Consider the following 18,831-nt stretch of genomic DNA (forward strand, 5'->3'; position numbering starts at 1 on the left):
TCGCTGCGACGCGGGGTGTGCATATTACGCTTTCCCGCTTCAGAGTCAAGCGTTTATTTTGCTTTTCTCTGCTGACCCGGCGGCGTGTGTGCCGTTGTTCCGTGTCAGTGGAGGCGCATTATAGGGAGTTATTCTGAAGTGACAAGCACAAAATACAAAAAACTTTTCGTTCGCTCACTTTTCAAACTTAACGCTTATTTAAGTCGCGAATCGCCCGCTAAATGGGCAATTTCCCGCGCAAAACTGGCCACCTGCGACCAGTCGGTATAAACCACTTCTTTACGCGTATCGGTTTCGCCACCCGTCATCTTCATTATCAGGCGGATCATGAAGCGGTCATACCAGCGGTAGCGAGGATAGCGCAGCGCACCGGCAAAGACGGCGCACAGGTCTGGCTGCCACGGCGAGCCGAGCAAAAACTTGCGCGTGTAGCTGTTGGTCTGTGGCGTACGTTTCTCAGCTTTACGGGCAACCAGATTGACCGAGTAAAACGCGCCCGGCAATGTGTTGAGTACCGCCGTATGCTTCTTCACAAAGCGATCCAGCGCCGGATGGAAGTGTCCGTAACGAATGGAGGCGCCAATCACCACGCGATCGTACTCCTGCCAGGCAATCTCCTCCGCGCGATTCAGGTTCACCACATCCGAGTAAATGCCCAGCTCTTTTAATTCCGACGCCAGATACGCGGCAATCTCACGCGTTTGTCCGTCTCGCGTAGAGAAAAGAATCAGTGTTTTCATCAACGGCTCCTTATTCGCGCCAGAATGTTGGGGTGAACAGCACCAGCAGCGTAAAGACCTCAAGACGACCAAACAGCATATTGGCAATAAGGATCCATTTCGCAACCGGGTTCATGCTGGCAAAGTTATCCGCCACAACCCCCAGGCCAGGCCCGAGGTTGTTCAGTGTTGCGACGACGGACGCAAAGGCGGAGAAATCATCCACTCCCGTCGCGATGATAGCCAGCATGCTGACGATAAAGACCAGCGCATACGCCGAGAAGAACCCCCACACCGCTTCGAGGATACGTTCCGGCAGCGCGCGGTTCCCCAGCTTAATGCTGTAAACCGCATTCGGGTGGACCAGACGCTTCAGCTCACGGTTTCCCTGCTTAAACAGCAGCAGAATACGAATTACCTTCAGGCCACCGCCCGTCGACCCGGCGCAGCCGCCGATAAACGCGGAGCACAGCAGAAGTACCGGCAGGAACAGCGGCCAGCGCGCGATGCTGTCCGTGGTAAACCCGGCGGTCGTCGCCATCGACACCACCTGGAAAAACGCCTGATTGAGCGTGGTCAGCGCCGAGTTGTAAACATCATGGAACCACAGCACCAGGGTGCAGATGACGACCAGGGTAAGCTGGACGCCAATGAACATGCGGAACTCAGGATCGCGCCAGTACACCTTCAGACTACGTCCGCTCAGTAAAGAGAAGTGCAGGCCGTAGTTACAGCCGGAGATCAGCAGGAAAATCGCAATGATGGTGTTAATCGTTGGGCTGTCGAAGTACCCCACGCTGGCATCGTGGGTGGAGAACCCGCCGATAGCAATTGTCGCAAAGCTGTGCCCGATAGCATCGAAGGCAGGCATCCCGGCAAACCACAGCGCCAGCGCGCAGGCTACCGTCAGCAAAACATAAATCAGCCACAGGGTTTTCGCCGTCTCGGCAATACGTGGACGCATCTTGTTGTCTTTCAGCGGCCCCGGCATTTCAGCCCTGTACAGCTGCATCCCCCCGACGCCCAGAATCGGCAGGATGGCCACCGCCAGGACGATGATCCCCATCCCCCCGAACCACTGCAGCATCTGGCGATAAAAGAGAATAGCGTGGGGTAACGAATCCAGCCCCACCAGCGTCGTCGCACCGGTGGTCGTTAAACCGGAAAACGATTCAAAAAAGGCATCCGTGATGCTGAGGTTAGGCTGCTCAGAGAAGATAAAGGGCAGCGAACCGACGCTTCCCAGCACCGTCCAGAACAGGACCACAATCAGAAAGCCTTCGCGAGATTTCAGCTCACCTTTCTGACGACGGTTCGGCCACCACAGCAGCGAGCCGATCGCCAGCGCGACAAAGAAGGTCTGGGTAAAAGCCCGCCCCGCGCCGTCCCGGTAGATAAGCGCCACCAGTCCAGGGAGAATCATCGTCCCCGAAAAGAGTATGACCAGCAGTCCAACGATTCGGGTTATGGCACGAAAATGCATCTCTGCCGCTTCCTTTGGTATTCAAAAAGTGAGGTGGGGATTATTCTTCAATCGGCAGCAATTGCAACGAACCGCGACTGAAATCAGCCAGCTTTGCTGAAAAAGCAGCCAGTTCTGCCTGAGGAAGCGCCACGCGTAATTGCACCATTGCCTGGTAATCACTGTGCGCAATCACGCCGTTAAATTGTTTGAGCAGTGTTTCAATGCCCGATAGCTGAGCGTAATCGCACAATAAAGTATATTCGGTGAGCGGCGTTTTGCGGGTGGTCGTCAGGATATTCAGTGCCTGCTGAACGCCGCCGCCATACGCTTTTACCAGCCCACCCGTACCTAACAGGATGCCGCCGTAGTAGCGCACCACCACGGCGGTAATTTCACCCACGCCGCTGCCCATCAGCTGGGAGAGCATGGGTTTACCGGCTGTGCCCGCCGGTTCACCGTCGTCGGAAAAACCGAGCTGTTGCGAATCGTCCGGCGGCCCTGCCACCCACGCCACGCAGTGGTGACGTGCGTCAGGGTGCTCCGCGCGAACGGACTCAACAAACGCTTTCGCCGCCTCTACGCCGTCGGTGTGCGCCAGCAGCGTAATAAAGCGGCTTTTCTTGATTTCCTCAACAAAGGTGACCGGTTCAGCCGGTATCAGCCAGCTTTCCATCAGGCCAGCTTCAGGTCTCGCGTCATATTCTCGATACCGTTCTCGTGAACCACCACGTTATCTTCAATACGAATGCCGCCAAACGGTTTCAGCGCGTCGATTTTTTCCCAGTTGAAGTGCTTGCTGAACTGCCCTTCACGCCACGGCGCCAGCAGGGATTCAATAAAGTAGATCCCCGGCTCGATGGTCAATACCATGCGCGGCTCAAGAATACGGGTGCAGCGCAGGTAAGGATATTTAGACGGTGCCGCCAGGTGCGTACCGGTATCATCCTGCATGAAGCCCGCAACGTCGTGAACCTGCAGGCCCAGCGGGTGGCCGATACCGTGCGGCATGAATGGTCCAGTCAGGTCGTTTTCGACCATCGCCTCTTCGCTCATGTCTTTCACAATCTGATGCTTACGCAGCAGTTTAGCAATGCGCTGATGGAACTGGATGTGGTAATCCACGTAGCTGGTTCCGGCCTTCATGGTGCCAATCAACGCCAGCTGTTCGTCGTTTACGTCCTTAATAAGCTGCGCAAAATCGGTATCCGCATTCGCCGCCCAGGTGCGGGTCAGATCGGCCGCATAGCCGTTGTACTCTGCGCCTGCGTCCAGCAGGAAGCTGCGCATCTCAGACGGAACCTGATGATCCAGTTTGGTGTAGTGGAGAACAGACGCATGCTCATTCAGCGCGACGATGTTGCTGTACGGTACGTCGGTGTCACGATGACCGGTTGCGGTCAGGTAGGCCAGGTTGATGTCGAACTCGCTCATGCCTGACTGGAACGCTTCGTGCGCGGCGCGGTGACCATTCACCGCCGTTTTTTGCGCTTCACGCATGCAGTAGAGTTCATAGTCGGTTTTATACGCGCGGTAATAGTGCAGGTAATCCAGCACGCCTTTCGGATTGAGTTTGTCTGCCGGAATATCCAGACCGAGCGCACGTTCAGGTACAGGGCCAATGTAGCCGATGTTGCCGCGCGCCGCTGGCAGCTGGCTGCCAATGCCGTCCGCTTTTGGCAGGGCGATCACCTCAATTTCTTCGGTCCAGAAAGAGGTCGGCAGCGGTTCAACGTTGTGCCAGTAATCAACCGGCAGGTAGAACCACAGTTTCGGCTTGTTCACGCCGTCCACCAGAAGCCAGCAATTCGGAACCTGTGTCACCGGCACCCAGGCTTTAAACTGCGGGTTAACCTTAAACGGATAGGCGTGGTCATCAAGAAAAGTATTCATCAGCTCGCCGGAGTGGATCAGAAGAGCATCCAGCTTGAAGCGGGCCAGTACATCGCGGGTACGTTCCTGTAGGGTAACGATATGATTTTTATAAAGCGAAGCCAGTGAGTCCATCATTCTTCCTTTCGTTTTTTTGACCTCAAGTCATCGCATCTTAGCACACCTCACTCCGGCTGCGTGATTTCCACCGACCGTGATCAACGCAGCAATTTCTTAATGAGTAATTTGCATTTTATTAACATAAATTCCACACTCCGTCTCATCTGGTATGACCAGATCCACTTGCTGGATTCAGGAGACTGACATGCTTTACAAAGGCGACACCCTGTACCTCAACTGGCTGGAAGATGGCATTGCCGAACTGGTGTTCGATGCCCCCGGCTCAGTGAATAAGCTTGATACCGCGACGGTGGCCAGTCTTGGCCAGGCGCTGGAAGTACTTGAAAAGCAATCTGAATTAAAAGGGCTGCTGCTGCGTTCTAACAAAGCGGCCTTTATTGTCGGTGCCGATATCACCGAATTCCTCTCGCTGTTCCAGGTTCCGGAAGAACAGCTGAGCCAGTGGCTGCACTTTGCCAACAGCGTCTTTAATCGTCTGGAAGATCTGCCTGTTCCAACGATCTCTGCCGTGAACGGCTACGCGCTGGGCGGCGGCTGCGAGTGCGTGCTGGCGACCGACTACCGTCTGGCGACGCCGGACCTGCGTATCGGCCTGCCGGAAACCAAGCTGGGCATCATGCCGGGCTTTGGCGGTTCCGTGCGTATGCCGCGCATGCTGGGCGCCGACAGCGCCCTGGAAATCATTGCCGCCGGTAAAGACGTGGGTGCAGAACAGGCGCAGAAAATCGGCCTGGTCGACGGCGTCGTGAAACCAGAGAAGCTGGTTGAAGGTGCACTCGCTATTCTGCGTCAGGCGATTAACGGCGACCTCGACTGGAAAGCCAAACGCCAGCCGAAGCTGGAGCCGTTAAAGCTTAGCAAGATTGAAGCCACCATGAGCTTCACCATCGCCAAAGGCATGGTGATGCAGACGGCGGGTAAACACTACCCGGCGCCAATCACGGCGGTGAAAACCATTGAAGCGGCAGCCCGCTTTGGCCGCGACGAAGCCCTGAAGCTGGAAAACCAGAGCTTTGTTCCACTGGCGCACACCAATGAAGCCCGCGCGCTGGTTGGCATCTTCCTCAACGATCAGTTCGTGAAGGGCAAAGCCAAACAGCTGACCAAAAACGTTGAGACGCCAAAACACGCGGCGGTACTCGGCGCCGGTATTATGGGCGGCGGCATCGCTTACCAGTCGGCCTGGAAAGGCGTGCCGGTAGTGATGAAAGACATCAACGAGAAATCTCTGACGCTGGGCATGACCGAAGCCGCCAAGCTGCTGAATAAACAGCTTGAGCGCGGAAAAATTGACGGGCTGAAGCTCGCAGGCGTGATCTCAACCATCCAGCCTGTGCTGGAATACAGCGGTTTCGACCGTGTGGACGTGGTGGTTGAAGCGGTCGTTGAGAACCCGAAAGTCAAAAAAGCGGTGCTGGCGGAAACGGAAGACAAGGTTCGCCCGGACGCCGTCCTGGCCTCAAACACCTCCACCATCCCCATCAGCGAACTGGCGAGCGTGCTGAAGCGTCCGGAAAACTTCTGCGGAATGCACTTCTTCAACCCGGTACACCGTATGCCACTGGTCGAAGTGATCCGTGGAGAAAAAACCTCTGACGAAACCATCGCTAAAGTCGTGGCGTGGGCAAGCAAGATGGGTAAAACGCCGATCGTCGTTAATGACTGCCCTGGCTTCTTCGTCAACCGCGTGCTGTTCCCGTACTTCGCCGGCTTCAGCCAGCTGCTGCGCGACGGCGCGGACTTCCGCAAAATCGACAAAGTAATGGAAAAACAGTTCGGCTGGCCGATGGGCCCGGCGTATCTGCTGGACGTCGTCGGCATTGATACCGCCCACCACGCGCAGGCCGTCATGGCGGCGGGCTTCCCGCAGCGCATGCAGAAAGATTATCGCGATGCCATTGACGCCCTCTTTGACGCCAACCGCTTCGGACAGAAAAACGGCCTGGGCTTCTGGCGTTATAAAGAAGACAGCAAAGGCAAACCGAAGAAAGAAGAAGATGCGGCGGTGGATGGCCTGCTGGCCGACGTATGCCAGCCGAAACGCGACTTCACCGACGACGAAATTATTGCCCGCATGATGATTCCGATGATCAACGAAGTGGTCCGTTGCCTGGAAGAAGGCATTATCGCCAGCCCGGCAGAAGCGGATATGGCGTTGGTATATGGCCTGGGCTTCCCTCCGTTCCACGGCGGCGCGTTCCGCTGGCTGGATACGCTCGGCAGCGCCCGCTATCTCGATATGGCGCAGCAGTATCAGCACCTCGGCCCGCTTTATGAAGTGCCGGAAGGGCTGCGTAACAAAGCGCGCCATAACGAACCCTACTATCCAGCAGTTGAACCAGCCCGTCCGGTTGGTGCGCTGAAAACGGCTTAAGGAGTCACAATGGAAAAGGTTGTCATTGTTGATGCGATTCGCACCCCGATGGGCCGTTCAAAAGGCGGTGCGTTCCGTAACGTGCGCGCGGAAGACCTCTCCGCGCACCTGATGCGTAGCCTGCTGGCGCGTAACCCGGCGCTGGACCCAGCAGCGCTCGACGATATCTACTGGGGCTGCGTGCAGCAAACGCTGGAGCAGGGCTTCAACATCGCCCGCAACGCGTCGCTGCTGGCGGAGATCCCGCATTCGGTTCCGGCCGTTACCGTCAACCGCCTGTGCGGTTCGTCGATGCAGGCCCTGCACGACGCGGCGCGCATGATCATGACCGGCGATGCGCAGGCCTGTCTGGTCGGCGGCGTTGAACACATGGGCCACGTGCCGATGAGCCACGGGGTCGATTTCCATCCGGGCATGAGCCGCAACGTGGCGAAAGCCGCAGGCATGATGGGCCTGACCGCCGAGATGCTCTCCCGCCTGCACGGCATCAGTCGTGAAATGCAGGATGCTTTTGCCGCGCGCTCTCACGCCCGCGCCTGGGCCGCCACGCAGTCCGGTGCCTTCAAGAATGAGATCATCCCGACCGGGGGCCACGATGCAGACGGCGTACTGAAGCAGTTCAGCTACGACGAAGTCATTCGTCCGGAAACGACGGTCGAAGCGCTTTCTACCCTGCGTCCGGCATTTGATCCGGTCACCGGTACGGTAACGGCAGGGACGTCGTCGGCGCTGTCCGACGGTGCCGCCGCGATGCTGGTGATGAGCGAAAGCCGCGCCCGCGAGCTGGGCCTGACGCCACGCGCTCGCGTGCGTTCGATGGCGGTGGTGGGCTGCGATCCTTCAATCATGGGTTACGGCCCGGTTCCGGCCTCGAAGCTGGCGCTGAAAAAAGCGGGCTTAACTGCCAGCGATATCGATCTGTTCGAGATGAACGAAGCGTTTGCCGCGCAGATCCTGCCGTGCATTAAAGATCTGGGGCTGATGGAGCAGATCGACGAGAAGATTAACCTCAACGGCGGCGCGATCGCCCTCGGTCACCCGCTGGGCTGTTCCGGGGCGCGTATCAGCACGACGCTGATTAACCTGATGGAACGCAAAGATGCCCAGTTTGGTCTGGCAACGATGTGTATCGGCCTGGGTCAGGGTATCGCGACGGTGTTTGAGAGAGTGTAAGTAAGGAAAAGTATCTCAAAGCCAATGACGTCAGAACAAGGCGGCAAGCGAGCGAATCCCGATGAGCTTACATTAGTAAGTGATTCGGGTGAACGAGCGCAGCCAACGCAGTTATGGCGTCATTGGCGAAGAGAGACAGTTTAGTTGCCGTTCTTCCCGCCTGTCAGGGGCGGGTTTTTTATTTAAATGAAGGCAAACGCATCGCCAAACAGGCGATCTTCACGCGCATCGCGTTCGTTACAGAACAGGTCGCGGGCAATTTTCGCCATCTCGAAACGGCCTGCAATGTAGATATCATGTCCCGCCAGCGTGCCGTGATCCTGCAGTACCGCCGTCAGCACCGTCCCGCTACGTCCACGCCAGCCCTCTTCCGGCTGCTCGACCACTGGCTCAATGCGCAGGTTAGGATGGTTAACGCTCAGCGCTTCCAGTTCAGACAGGTCGTACAGGTGCTTCTCTTCACGGCCGCCCCAGTAGATGGTGATGTCACGGTCTGGATTACGCGCCAGCGCGGTCAACAGAATAGAGCGCACATAGGAGAAGCCCGTACCGCCCGCGATCAGAATCAGCGGACGGTCTTCGTCATCACGCAACCACGCGTCGCCGTGAGGAATGTCGACCACAATCTCACGCTCTTTCAGGATGCGGTCCATCACGGCCATCGCGTACAGGTTAAGCTCAGACGCACCAATATGCAGCTCAATAAATTCCTGCTCTGCTGGCGTAGAGGCCATAGAGAAAGGACGCTTATCACGCTCATCCATCACCACCATCAGGTACTGGCCGGCACGGAATGAGAATGCCGCTTCAGGAACCAAACGGACGCGATATACGGTGTCGGTAATAGCATCTACCGACGTCACTTTACAGCTTAAGGTTGTCATTCGCTCTCTCTGTCGGGAAGTCTATAGGGCTTAACGGTCAGCTCAGGGTTTACCGTTATTCATTATGGCCAGTTCGTCCCAGATCGCGTCAATTCGCGCGGTCACAGCAGGATCTTTTTTGATCGGGCGACCCCATTCACGGTCGGTTTCGCCAGGCCATTTATTTGTGGCATCCAGTCCCATCTTGGAGCCAAGACCGGAAACCGGCGAGGCAAAATCCAGATAATCTATCGGCGTATTTTCGACTAACACCGTATCACGCGCAGGATCCATTCGCGTGGTTATCGCCCAGATAACGTCGTTCCAGTCACGGGCGTTAACGTCATCATCGCAGACAATAACAAATTTGGTATACATAAACTGGCGCAGGAAAGACCATACGCCCATCATCACGCGTTTAGCATGTCCGGGATACTGCTTCTTCATCGTGACCACCGCCATGCGATACGAGCATCCTTCAGGCGGCAGATAAAAATCAACGATTTCCGGGAACTGCTTTTGCAGGATCGGCACAAATACTTCGTTCAGCGCCACGCCGAGCACCGCCGGTTCATCCGGTGGGCGGCCAGTATAGGTGGAGTGATAAATCGCATCTTCACGCTGAGTAACATGCGTGACGGTAAACACCGGGAAGTTATCCACTTCGTTGTAATAGCCGGTATGGTCGCCGTATGGGCCTTCTGGCGCCATTTCACCCTGCTCAATGTAACCTTCCAGCACAATTTCGGCGCTGGCCGGCACTTCGAGATCGTTGGAGATACACTTCACGACCTCGGTTTTAGTCCCGCGCAGCAGGCCAGCAAACGCATATTCAGAGAGCGTATCCGGTACGGGCGTGACCGCCCCCAGAATGGTGGCCGGATCGGCACCTAACGCGACAGACACCGGGAACCGTTCACCCGGATGTGCAGCACACCACTCCTGGAAATCCAGCGCGCCGCCGCGGTGCGACAGCCAGCGCATGATGAGCTTATTCTTGCCAATTAGCTGCTGGCGATAAATACCGAGGTTTTGCCGCTCTTTATGCGGTCCGCGCGTCACGGTCAGGCCCCAGGTTATCAGCGGCGCAGCATCTTCAGGCCAGCACTGCATGATAGGGATTTTGGTGAGATCCACCGCATCGCCTTCCAGCACTTTCTGCTGACACGGCGCGCCGCGCAGGCGTTTGGTGGGCATGTTCAACACCTGCTTAAACTGCGGCAGCTTATCGAACAGATCGCGGAAACCTTTCGGTGGCTCAGGCTCTTTCAGAAATGCCAGCAGTTTCCCCACTTCACGCAGCGCGGTAACGTCTTCCTGCCCCATTCCCAGCGCGACACGACGCGGGGTGCCAAACAGGTTGCACAGCACCGGCATTGAGTAACCTTTTGGATTTTCAAACAGTAATGCAGGGCCACCGGCACGCAGGGTGCGGTCAGCAATTTCTGTCATTTCCAGATAAGGATCAACAGGAAGTGTAATGCGTTTCAGTTCACCCTGCTTTTCCAGCAGCGTCAGGAAGTCGCGGAGATCGTGGTATTTCATGCAGTTAGTCATGGCCTCTCTGTAAGCGCTTCATTATACGGCGTAAGCCTGCTTGATGCTGTAATTTTGTTAAATTAGCGTGAACTTATCCGCTGTGTTCGAATTTCCCCCATTATAATCAACTTAGCGATCCCTCCAGGGTTTTGATATGCTTGCGCCCCGAACTAAGGGAAAGAGTGATTATGCAGGCCTGGTATTTACTGTATTGCAAACGCGGGCAACTTCAGCGCGCGCAGGAACATCTTGAACGTCAGTCTGTAAATTGTCTGACACCCGTGATCACGCTTGAAAAAATGCAGCGCGGGAAGCGCACAACCGTCAGTGAGCCTTTATTCCCGAACTATCTGTTCGTGGAGTTCGACCCTGAGGTGATCCACACCACTACCATCAGCGCAACGCGCGGCGTCAGCCACTTCGTTCGTTTTGGTGCCCACCCGGCAATCGTTCCGTCGACCGTCATTCATCAGCTGTCTGTTTATCAACAGCCTGAAGGGATCACCGACCCGGAAACCCCTTACGCGGGTGATAGCGTCGTCATTACCGAAGGCGCATTCGAAGGCCTGCAGGCGATTTTCGCCGAGCCGGACGGTGAGGCGCGCTCCATGCTGTTGCTCAATCTGCTGAACAAGCAGGTGCTGCAGAGCGTGAAAAACACCGACTTCCGCAAAGTTTAAACGTTTATCCCGAACAGGCGACGCACGTTGTCATCCGTCTGCGCGGAAAGCCAGTGCGGATCCTCTCCGCGCCAGTGCGCTACGCGCTCAACAATGTGCCCCAGCAAGGCGGGCTCGTTTCGCCGCGATGCCGGTTTGGGCTTCATATCTCGCGGCAGCAGGTATGGCGCATCGGTTTCAAGAAGCAAACGGTCTGCCGGGATTATCGGCAGCAGCTCGCGAAGCTCAAGCCCGCGGCGCTCATCACACACCCAACCGGTGATCCCCAGATACAAACCGCGGTTCAGGCAATCCAGCGCTTCCTGGCGAGACCCGGTGAAGCAGTGGAGCACTGCGCCGGGCAGTTTATCCAGCCACGGGTCCAGCAGTGCGAGAAAACGTTCATGCGCGTCGCGACAGTGCATAAAGACGGGCATTTCAAGCTCTGCCGCCAGCGCAAGCTGGGCAGTGAACGCCTTTTCCTGTTCTTTAGGCGTGGAGAAGTTGCGGTTAAAATCGAGCCCGCACTCGCCAATAGCCACCACCTCTGCCGTTTTTGCCAGCGTGCGCAGGGTTTCTGCGCTCTCCGCCGTCCACTGGCTGCTGTCATGAGGGTGGACGCCGGCGGTTGACCAGCAGTGTTGATAGCGTTGCGCCAGCAGCAGCGCCTGCTCGCTCTCATGCAGGTTGGTCCCGGTCAGGAGCAGCCCTTTTACGCCAGCCTCAAAAGCACGCGCAACCACCTCGTCACGATCTTTCGCAAACTGCGAGCTGGTCAGGTTGAGTCCGATATCAAACATGCGATTCCCCATAGAACAACCGCCCTGACGGGCGGCTGGTTTTACTCTTCAGTGGTCTTTTCGGACGCATCGTCTTCATCGTCCGACCGGCGTCCTTTTCCCACGTAGAAACGCGAGAAGAATACGCCAACCTCAAACAGGCAGTACATCGGTATTGCCAGCAGCGTTTGTGAGAAGACGTCCGGCGGCGTCAGCAGCATGCCGACTACGAAGGCGCCCACCAGAATATAGGGACGCTTCTTACGCAGGTCATCAGGGGTGGTTACCCCAACCCAGCAGAGCAGCACAATGGCCACCGGCACTTCAAACGCCACACCGAACGCCATAAACAGCGCCATCACAAAGCTGAGGTAGCTGGCGATATCCGTCGATACCTGAACCCCTTCCGGCGCGGTATGCGTCAGGAAGCCAAAGGCCAGCGGGAAGACAACGAAGTAGGCAAACGCCATGCCGATATAGAACAGCAGCGAACTGGAGACCAGCAGCGGGATCACCAGTTTACGTTCGTGCCTGTACAGTGCTGGCGCCACAAATGCCCATACCTGATAAAGGATGACGGGTGCAGACGCAATCAACGACACCCAGAAGGTGAGCTTAATAGGGGTGAAAAACGGTGATGCAACGTCTGTTGCAATCATCGTTGCCCCCAGCGGCATCTGCTTGATCAGCGGCGCAGAAACCACCTGATAAATATCGTTGGCGAAATAGACCAGGCACAGGAATATGAGGAATACCGCAATAATGCAGTTTAACAGGCGCTTACGCAGCTCAATAAGGTGCGTAATAAGCGGTTGAGTATCATCTACTGCCATAGTTACGCTTTATCACTCGACGAGGGGGATGATTCGGAAACGGGCGCGGCGGGTTTCGCTTCAGCCGCTTTTACCACCGGCTCTTCCGGCTGCGCCTGTTTTTTCAGTTCAGTTTCCTGCGGCGTTTGTTCAGGCGCTGCGGCCTGGTGCTCCGCACTCGCTGGCGTCACGCCCTCACGCTGCGCTTCGCTGTCCTTCACCACCGGGTTATGAATAGTGTTCGCTTCATCGCTCGCTTTTTCAGGATCGTTAACGCTGTAAGAGCGCTTCATGGATTCCGCCGCTTCGCGCAACTCATCCATTGAGGCTTTCAGTTCCGGCGTCAGGTTATCCATGCTCGCCTTCTCAACCTTTTTCAGGCTTTCCTGAAATTCCTGCAGCTTAAGTTCCTGCGCCAGCTCGTTCTGAACGGTCGAAGCCAGCGATCTTAGCGCTCGAACCCAGCCCACGACGGTTTTCACCGCTACCGGCAGACGCTGCGGCCCCAGCACGATCAGACCAATCACAAAGACCAGCAGCAGCTCACTAAAACCAATGTCGAACACGACTTACACCTGCTCTTTATCGTGGCGTTTAGCGTCTTCCTTTTTGGCATCTTCTTGCTTATCGGAGATGGATTTAGCAGTAAAGTCAGCGTCCTGGCTGGTTTTATCCTGCTTGCTCTCATCATCGCTCATTGCTTTCTTGAAGCCTTTGATAGACGCGCCCAGATCGGAACCAATAGAACCGAGCTTTTTGGTGCCAAACAGCAGCACAACGATGACGGCAATAATGACTAATTGCCAGATACTGATACCACCCATACATATTCCTCAGGGATAGATGATTAATTGGTCAGGTCGCATTATACGTATGCGACCTGTCGATGGCGATGCAAACTCAGCGCGTTTTTCTCCATCCTGCAAGCCAGACAACAACCCCGCCAGCCATCAGCCAGGCGGGCATCATCTGCCAGTCAGGACGGTTGATCAGCAGCAACGTACCGCTCAGCAGCAGCGTTGCGCCAATGCCAAAGAGGTAGCGTGACTGTCCCTGGCGCACACGGCTGGACTGAAGCTCGCGGGCGATTTTATCCATGCTGTGCTGAAGATTCTTGCTCTGACGCAAACTGTCGTAAACCAGTTCAGGAATTTCAGGCATTTTTTCGATCCAGAACGGTCCTTTCTCTTTCAGCGAACGCACCAGCGCTGGAAGGCCAACCTGATCCTTAATCCAGGATTCCAGGAAAGGTTTAGCCGTCTTCCACAAGTCTAACTGAGGATAGAGTTGTCGACCTACACCCTCAACGTAAAGTAATGTTTTCTGAAGTAAAACTAACTGTGGCTGAACTTCCATATTAAAGCGGCGGGCCGTATTGAACAGGTTTAACAGCACGTGTCCAAAAGAGATCTCTGCCAGCGGTTTTTCAAAAATCGGTTCGCAAACGGTACGGATAGCAAACTCGAACTCTTCGACGTTGGTGTCTGGCGGAACCCAGCCGGAATCCACATGCAGCTCGGCCACCTTACGGTAGTCGCGGTTGAAGAAGGCGATGAAGTTCTCAGCCAGATAACGTTTATCTTCTTTATTCAGCGAGCCCACAATTCCGCAGTCGATACCGATGTATTTCGGATCCTCAGGATGCTCATAGCTCACGAAGATATTGCCCGGATGCATGTCCGCATGGAAAAAACTGTCGCGGAATACCTGGGTAAAGAAGACCTGCACGCCACGTTCGGCCAGCAGCTTCATGTTCGTTCCCTGCTTCTCCAGGGCCACCACATCCGAAACCGGAATACCGTAGATGCGCTCCATGACCATCATGTTCTGGCTGCAATAGTCTGAATAGACTTCAGGCACGTAGAGCATCGGGCTGTTTTCAAAATTGCGGCGCAGCTGAATGGCGTTTGCCGATTCACGCAGCAGATTAAGCTCATCAATCAGCGTTTTTTCATATTCCCGCACCACTTCCATCGGGCGCAGTCGACGGCCGTCCGGCAGCAGACGCGGAACCCAGCGCGCCAGACGATAAATTAGCTTCATGTCGGCTTTGATGATCGGCAGGATATCCGGGCGGATCACCTTGATCACCACCTCTTTGCCGTTCTCTTTCAGACGCGCAGTGTGCACCTGAGCGATAGAAGCCGACGCCAGCGGTTCTATTTCGAAATCGTCAAACCAGGTTTCAACGGGAAGGTTACCCATCGCCTCCTCGATCTGTTTCTTCGCTCTCACCCCGTCAAACGGGGCGACACGGTCCTGCAGCATCGCCAGTTCATCGGCAATGTGCGGCGGGAAGAGATCGCGGCGAGTTGAGAGCATCTGTCCGAACTTAATCCATACCGGGCCGAGCTCCTGCAGCGCCAGACGCAGGCGTTCACCCAGCGGCTGACCTTTATGGCGATTTGGCATCCAGAACAGCGTCCGCCGCCAGATCCTGAGCGGCAGCGTGATACGCATTTTGGGGATGAGCTCGTCGAGCCCGTAACTCAAAAAGGTGTGGATGATAAAATAGAGGCGCCGAATTTCACCAGGCGTCATTTGCCCTCCAGTTTTTCCAGCCGTTTGCTTAGGGCATCAACCGCACGTTCAACCGCGGCCGTCTCTTCTGCGAACCACGCAACTTCCAGCGGCCCGGGCGCCATGCGCCACTCTTCGGTCAGCACTTCTGCGGCATAACGCTGTTGGCGTTGCAGATTTTTGCGCAGGAACGCCGTGCCGCCATGAATAACTTTCCCGATCCCTTCAGCGGCGATGTCGCCAATAAAAGGCGCCAGCAGCTCTGCCGGGTCAAACTCAGCCAGATCGCTGAGCGCAACGAAGTTCTGCACGACCTGGATGTCGCCTTCCACTTCCAGCTCACCGCTGCGGATAAGCGCCGTTAATTGCTGGCGATCGCGCAGTTTTGGCAGCACGCTCATATGGGTAATGACCGAGCAATCAGCTTCACCTTCCCACTCACCCAGAACGTCAAGCTGACGTTCGCTGAACACCAGCACGAGCGGCGTCGAGAACTCTTTTAACACAATGCGCAGTACCTTCCCGTTTAGCCGCTGACGTGCGGCTTTCAGCGCCGGAGCGCGATACAGGAAGGCATTCAGCACATTCTCGATGCCTGCGGTGACTAAGGGTTTAAAGGGCACGGGACACCTCCACTCAGAATTTGTAACCGCGATGCAGCGCGACGACACCCGCCGTCATGTTGAAGTACTCAACGTTCTCAAATTCCGCATCCTGCATCATGGCTTTTAAGGTGTCCTGATCCGGATGCATGCGAATTGATTCCGCCAGATAGCGATAGCTTTCCGCGTCGTTTGCCACCAGTTCGCCAATACGCGGCAGCACGTGGAAGGAATATGCGTCGTAGGCTTTGCTCAGCGGGTCGATAATCGGTTTAGAGAACTCGAGCACCAGCAGGCGTCCACCCGGCTTCAGCACGCGGTACATGGAACGCAGTGCTTTTTCTTTATCGGTGACGTTACGCAGACCGAAGGAAATCGTGATGCAGTCAAAAGTATTGTCCGGGAACGGCAGCGCTTCGGCGTTGGCCTGCACGTATTCCACGTTACCCACCACGCCGATGTTACGCAGCTTTTCGCGTCCCATTTTAAGCATGGAGTCATTAATATCAGCCAGTACAACGCGACCGGTTTCGCCCACCAGACGGGAGAATTTCGCCGTCAGATCGCCCGTACCGCCAGCCAGATCGAGAACCGTTTGTCCACGACGCACACCGCTGCAGTCGATGGTGAAGCGCTTCCACAAGCGATGAATGCCGAACGACATCAAGTCATTCATCACATCGTACTTCGCCGCCACGGAATGAAATACGTGGGCCACCATGTCAGCTTTCTGCGCTTTGGCTACAGTCTGAAAGCCAAAGTGCGTCGTGTCTTGTGAATCGTCAACCATCTCAGAGCCTGCTAATCAGTCAAATGTTCGTGAAGTGTAACAGATTGGGCGCAATTGCCCTACGATTCAACCACCGCGAAAGAAACGCGCTGGCTGCTCGTCTGGCGATAAATCCGCCGCTAAATCGTTGTCCTGGCTGGGTGAATTTTGTTCATCCCCGCCCTCACGCAGTCGGAACTCTTCGTCCTGCGCTGTGGCCTGTTCGACCAATTCCGGATTAATCTCGCGTTTAACCTCCACTCCCAGGCTGCGGAATGCTTCAGCCTGCGCAAGCAGGTTGCCACGCCCGGAGGAGAGCTTTTTCATCGCCTGGCGGTAGTTATCCTGCGCACGATCCAGGCTTTGCCCGACGGAGGACATGTCGTCCACGAAGAGGCGCATTTTGTCGTACAGCTTGCTGGCGCGGTCGGCAATCTGCTGCGCGTTACGGCTCTGGTGCTCATAGCGCCACAGGTTCGCAATGGTGCGTAAGGCCACCAGCAGCGTGGTGGGGCTGACCAGCATAATGTTATTTTTCAGCGCTTCGGTGATCAGTTCGGGCTGTCTGTCGAGCGCCAGCAAAAACGCGGGTTCGACCGGGATAAACATCAGCACGTAGTCCAGCGAGCGCAGCCCCGGCAGTTGCTGATAATCCTTTCTACCCAGCAGGCGAATATGGTTACGCACGGAGGCAATGTGCTCCTGCAGCGCCGATTCGCGCGTATAGTCATCTTCAGCGTTGAAGTAGCGCTCATAGGCCACCAGCGTCATTTTGGCGTCAATGACCACATCTTTGCCCTGCGGCAGACGCACAATCACATCCGGCTGCATTCGCGAGCGGGCATCGTTTTCGATACTCACCTGCGTTTCGTATTCATACCCTTCCCGCAGGCCAGAGGCCTCCAGCACGCGGGTGAGCACCACTTCCCCCCAGTTACCCTGGGTTTTGTTATCGCCTTTCAGCGCCCGCGTCAGGTTGACCGCTTCCTGCGCCATCTGGGCATTCAGCTGTTGAAGATTGCGGATCTCATGCGCCAGCGTGTGGCGTTCGCGGGCTTCCTGACCAAAGCTGTCCTGTACCTGACGGCGAAAGCCGTCCAGCTGTTCGCGCAGCGGCGTCAGCAGGCTGTTCAGGCTCTGGCGATTTTGCTCATCAACGCGGCGGTTGCTGTGCTCGAAAATGCGGTTGGCGAGGTTCTCGAACTGCTCGCTGAGGCGCTGCTCGCTGTTGATCATCTGGCGGATTTTGTCTTCGGCATGCAGCTGGGTGGATTCAAGGCGGGTAGTCACTTCGCGGAGATCGGCCTCCAGCGAGGTGTTGATATCACGCAGGTTACGCAGTTCGTTATTGAGCAGTTCACACTCGTCGCGCCAGTGGTCGCTTAGGGCAAGCTGCTGTTTTGCGGCGCTTAAATCGGCGACGATCTCTTCGCGTTCAGCCAACTGCTCGGCCTTCTGCTGTACATGCTGATAGCTGGATATCAGCCAGCCTATCGCCACGCCCGCCAGCGCAATTACCGCATAAATCAGGATTGAGATATCCACAATGCCCCCTGCATCAACGTATTACCCGCACAAAATAAGATTGTGCTGTATAAACGTCCAGTTTGAAAGGGTTTTCCTGCGAGGCGCTACGCAAAAAATAAAGGCCGAACGCGTCGGCCTTTTATCTCAGAGAGGAGGACTAGATCAGGCGGCGAGCCGCTTCAACCACGATTTTCACCGCGTGACTTTCTGTCTGCTTCATGGTTTCGGCGTTCGGGATCTCCTGCTGGGTACGGTTGACGATAACGCCCGCCACCATACCGGCACGCAGACCCTGGCTTGCGCACATGGTCAGCAACGTTGCGGATTCCATCTCGTAGTTCATCACGCCCATGGATTGCCACTCTTCCATTGAGCCTTTGAAGCGGCTCACTACGCGGCCTGAGAAGGTGTCGTAACGCTCCTGGCCCGGATAGAAGGTATCAGAAGAGGCAGTTACGCCCACATGAGTGGTTGCGCCCACGGATTTCGCCGCTTCAACCAGCGCGGTGGTGCACTCGAAGTCAGCCACTGCCGGGAATTCCATCGGTGCAAAGTGCAGGCTTGCGCCGTCCAGACGCACGGATGCGGTCGTCACCAGCACGTCGCCGACGTTAATGTGCGGCTGAATCGCGCCGGTGGTGCCGATACGCAGGAAAGTACGAATGCCCAGCTGCGCCAGCTCTTCCACGGCAATAGAGGTAGACGGGCCACCGATACCGGTAGAGCACACAATCACCGCTTTGCCATCCAGCTCTGCGCGCCAGGTGGTGAATTCACGATGGGCAGCCAGCTTGACCGGCTTATCCATCAGCGCGGCGATCTTTTCCACACGCTCTGGGTCGCCAGGGACGATAGCGAGCGTAGCCCCTTGTAAATCATTTTTAGTGAGGCCGAGATGAAAAACATCAGACTTAGACATAGGTGACTCCTCTGTGGGTCGGTTAGTCAGAAGAAGTAAAACGGTACTTTACAGAAGCGGTAAGCATAATTTCGTGACACATCTCACCATGAATGAAAATG

General features: G+C 56.0%; 18 protein-coding genes. 3 read left to right on the top strand and 15 right to left on the bottom strand.

The annotated features are described in order from the left end of the window. Positions 1-194 precede the first annotated feature (194 nt). Genes hemG through pepQ form a run of 4 tightly spaced genes read right to left on the bottom strand, consistent with a single transcriptional unit; the run spans position 195 to position 4,188 of the window. Entirely contained in the window at positions 195-740 is a 546-nt protein-coding gene (gene hemG, locus IM284_RS18835) for a menaquinone-dependent protoporphyrinogen IX dehydrogenase (RefSeq protein ID WP_028014767.1), read from the bottom strand. A gap of 10 nt (positions 741-750) precedes the next feature. Beyond that, the gene (trkH, locus tag IM284_RS18840; RefSeq protein ID WP_013099227.1) at positions 751-2,202 is read right to left on the bottom strand and encodes a Trk system potassium transporter TrkH; all 1,452 of its coding nucleotides are present in this window, start codon (positions 2,200-2,202) and stop codon (positions 751-753) included. Positions 2,203-2,242: 40 nt separating this feature from the next. After that, entirely contained in the window at positions 2,243-2,857 is a 615-nt protein-coding gene (locus IM284_RS18845; RefSeq protein ID WP_041911843.1) for an IMPACT family protein, read from the bottom strand. Next, positions 2,857-4,188, bottom strand: a complete 1,332-nt coding sequence (gene pepQ, locus IM284_RS18850; RefSeq protein WP_028014769.1) for a Xaa-Pro dipeptidase — start codon at positions 4,186-4,188, stop codon at positions 2,857-2,859. Before pepQ ends, IM284_RS18845 begins: the two co-directional genes overlap by 1 nt. 190 nt (positions 4,189-4,378) lie before the next feature. Between pepQ and fadB the strand changes: the two genes are divergently transcribed. Together fadB and fadA are read left to right on the top strand one after the other, a co-directional pair. Further along, on the top strand, positions 4,379-6,568 hold the full coding sequence (gene fadB, locus IM284_RS18855; RefSeq protein ID WP_045260977.1) for a fatty acid oxidation complex subunit alpha FadB: 2,190 nt from the start codon (positions 4,379-4,381) through the stop codon (positions 6,566-6,568). 9 nt (positions 6,569-6,577) lie between these two features. Continuing rightward, positions 6,578-7,741: an acetyl-CoA C-acyltransferase FadA gene (gene fadA / locus IM284_RS18860; protein ID WP_008501515.1), complete on the top strand. Its 1,164-nt coding sequence runs from the start codon at positions 6,578-6,580 to the stop codon at positions 7,739-7,741. Positions 7,742-7,923: 182 nt separating this feature from the next. On the opposite strand, the gene fre is transcribed toward fadA, so the two are convergent. Further along, a complete protein-coding gene (gene fre, locus IM284_RS18865) occupies positions 7,924-8,625 on the bottom strand; it encodes an NAD(P)H-flavin reductase (RefSeq protein WP_028014772.1) in 702 nt (233 codons plus the stop codon). Positions 8,626-8,667: 42 nt separating this feature from the next. Continuing rightward, entirely contained in the window at positions 8,668-10,161 is a 1,494-nt protein-coding gene (gene ubiD, locus IM284_RS18870) for a 4-hydroxy-3-polyprenylbenzoate decarboxylase (protein ID WP_028014773.1), read from the bottom strand. A gap of 170 nt (positions 10,162-10,331) precedes the next feature. Here ubiD and rfaH point away from each other — a divergent pair, with 170 nt between their 5' ends. Beyond that, a complete protein-coding gene (rfaH, locus tag IM284_RS18875; RefSeq protein ID WP_047366709.1) occupies positions 10,332-10,823 on the top strand; it encodes a transcription/translation regulatory transformer protein RfaH in 492 nt (163 codons plus the stop codon). Here rfaH and tatD read toward each other — a convergent pair. From tatD to udp, 9 genes are all read right to left on the bottom strand, one after another. Then, on the bottom strand, positions 10,820-11,602 hold the full coding sequence (tatD, locus tag IM284_RS18880; RefSeq protein WP_047366708.1) for a 3'-5' ssDNA/RNA exonuclease TatD: 783 nt from the start codon (positions 11,600-11,602) through the stop codon (positions 10,820-10,822). The two genes, rfaH and tatD, sit on opposite strands and share 4 nt — an antisense overlap. Before the next feature lie 41 nt (positions 11,603-11,643). Then, positions 11,644-12,414: a Sec-independent protein translocase subunit TatC gene (tatC, locus tag IM284_RS18885; RefSeq protein ID WP_028014775.1), complete on the bottom strand. Its 771-nt coding sequence runs from the start codon at positions 12,412-12,414 to the stop codon at positions 11,644-11,646. Positions 12,415-12,416: 2 nt separating this feature from the next. Then, positions 12,417-12,959 (bottom strand): Sec-independent protein translocase protein TatB, encoded by a 543-nt coding sequence (tatB, locus tag IM284_RS18890; protein WP_028014776.1) that lies wholly within the window; start codon positions 12,957-12,959, stop codon positions 12,417-12,419. Positions 12,960-12,962: 3 nt separating this feature from the next. Continuing rightward, on the bottom strand, positions 12,963-13,217 hold the full coding sequence (tatA, locus tag IM284_RS18895; protein ID WP_013099238.1) for a Sec-independent protein translocase subunit TatA: 255 nt from the start codon (positions 13,215-13,217) through the stop codon (positions 12,963-12,965). A 76-nt stretch (positions 13,218-13,293) separates the two neighbouring features. Further along, entirely contained in the window at positions 13,294-14,934 is a 1,641-nt protein-coding gene (ubiB, locus tag IM284_RS18900) for a ubiquinone biosynthesis regulatory protein kinase UbiB (RefSeq protein WP_028014777.1), read from the bottom strand. Then, positions 14,931-15,536, bottom strand: a complete 606-nt coding sequence (gene ubiJ / locus IM284_RS18905) for a ubiquinone biosynthesis protein UbiJ (protein WP_028014778.1) — start codon at positions 15,534-15,536, stop codon at positions 14,931-14,933. Before ubiJ ends, ubiB begins: the two co-directional genes overlap by 4 nt. Before the next feature lie 13 nt (positions 15,537-15,549). Further along, positions 15,550-16,305: a bifunctional demethylmenaquinone methyltransferase/2-methoxy-6-polyprenyl-1,4-benzoquinol methylase UbiE gene (gene ubiE, locus IM284_RS18910; RefSeq protein ID WP_028014779.1), complete on the bottom strand. Its 756-nt coding sequence runs from the start codon at positions 16,303-16,305 to the stop codon at positions 15,550-15,552. A 66-nt stretch (positions 16,306-16,371) separates the two neighbouring features. After that, positions 16,372-17,829, bottom strand: coding sequence for a DNA recombination protein RmuC (gene rmuC, locus IM284_RS18915; protein ID WP_047366707.1), 1,458 nt, complete (start codon positions 17,827-17,829; stop codon positions 16,372-16,374). A gap of 139 nt (positions 17,830-17,968) precedes the next feature. Further along, positions 17,969-18,730 carry a uridine phosphorylase gene (gene udp, locus IM284_RS18920; protein WP_003860792.1) on the bottom strand — a complete coding sequence of 254 codons (762 nt, stop codon included), beginning with the start codon at positions 18,728-18,730 and terminating at the stop codon, positions 17,969-17,971. Positions 18,731-18,831 lie beyond the last annotated feature (101 nt).

Origin of the sequence: Enterobacter cloacae complex sp. P12RS (assembly GCF_014895875.1) — a bacterium.
GTDB lineage: Bacteria > Pseudomonadota > Gammaproteobacteria > Enterobacterales > Enterobacteriaceae > Enterobacter > Enterobacter bugandensis.

Excerpts from the sequence above, each read along its gene's own strand:
- tatA (WP_013099238.1), bottom strand. The coding sequence starts at position 13,217 with ATGGGTGGTATCAGTATCTGGCAATTAGTCATTATTGCCGTCATCGTT.
- ubiE (WP_028014779.1), bottom strand. The coding sequence starts at position 16,305 with ATGGTTGACGATTCACAAGACACGACGCACTTTGGCTTTCAGACTGTA.
- fadA (WP_008501515.1), top strand. The coding sequence starts at position 6,578 with ATGGAAAAGGTTGTCATTGTTGATGCGATTCGCACCCCGATGGGCCGT.
- IM284_RS18845 (WP_041911843.1), bottom strand. The coding sequence starts at position 2,857 with ATGGAAAGCTGGCTGATACCGGCTGAACCGGTCACCTTTGTTGAGGAA.
- ubiB (WP_028014777.1), bottom strand. The coding sequence starts at position 14,934 with ATGACGCCTGGTGAAATTCGGCGCCTCTATTTTATCATCCACACCTTT.
- trkH (WP_013099227.1), bottom strand. The coding sequence starts at position 2,202 with ATGCATTTTCGTGCCATAACCCGAATCGTTGGACTGCTGGTCATACTC.
- hemG (WP_028014767.1), bottom strand. The coding sequence starts at position 740 with ATGAAAACACTGATTCTTTTCTCTACGCGAGACGGACAAACGCGTGAG.
- fadB (WP_045260977.1), top strand. The coding sequence starts at position 4,379 with ATGCTTTACAAAGGCGACACCCTGTACCTCAACTGGCTGGAAGATGGC.
- fre (WP_028014772.1), bottom strand. The coding sequence starts at position 8,625 with ATGACAACCTTAAGCTGTAAAGTGACGTCGGTAGATGCTATTACCGAC.
- tatD (WP_047366708.1), bottom strand. The coding sequence starts at position 11,602 with ATGTTTGATATCGGACTCAACCTGACCAGCTCGCAGTTTGCGAAAGAT.
- pepQ (WP_028014769.1), bottom strand. The coding sequence starts at position 4,188 with ATGGACTCACTGGCTTCGCTTTATAAAAATCATATCGTTACCCTACAG.
- tatC (WP_028014775.1), bottom strand. The coding sequence starts at position 12,414 with ATGGCAGTAGATGATACTCAACCGCTTATTACGCACCTTATTGAGCTG.
- udp (WP_003860792.1), bottom strand. The coding sequence starts at position 18,730 with ATGTCTAAGTCTGATGTTTTTCATCTCGGCCTCACTAAAAATGATTTA.
- ubiD (WP_028014773.1), bottom strand. The coding sequence starts at position 10,161 with ATGACTAACTGCATGAAATACCACGATCTCCGCGACTTCCTGACGCTG.
- rfaH (WP_047366709.1), top strand. The coding sequence starts at position 10,332 with ATGCAGGCCTGGTATTTACTGTATTGCAAACGCGGGCAACTTCAGCGC.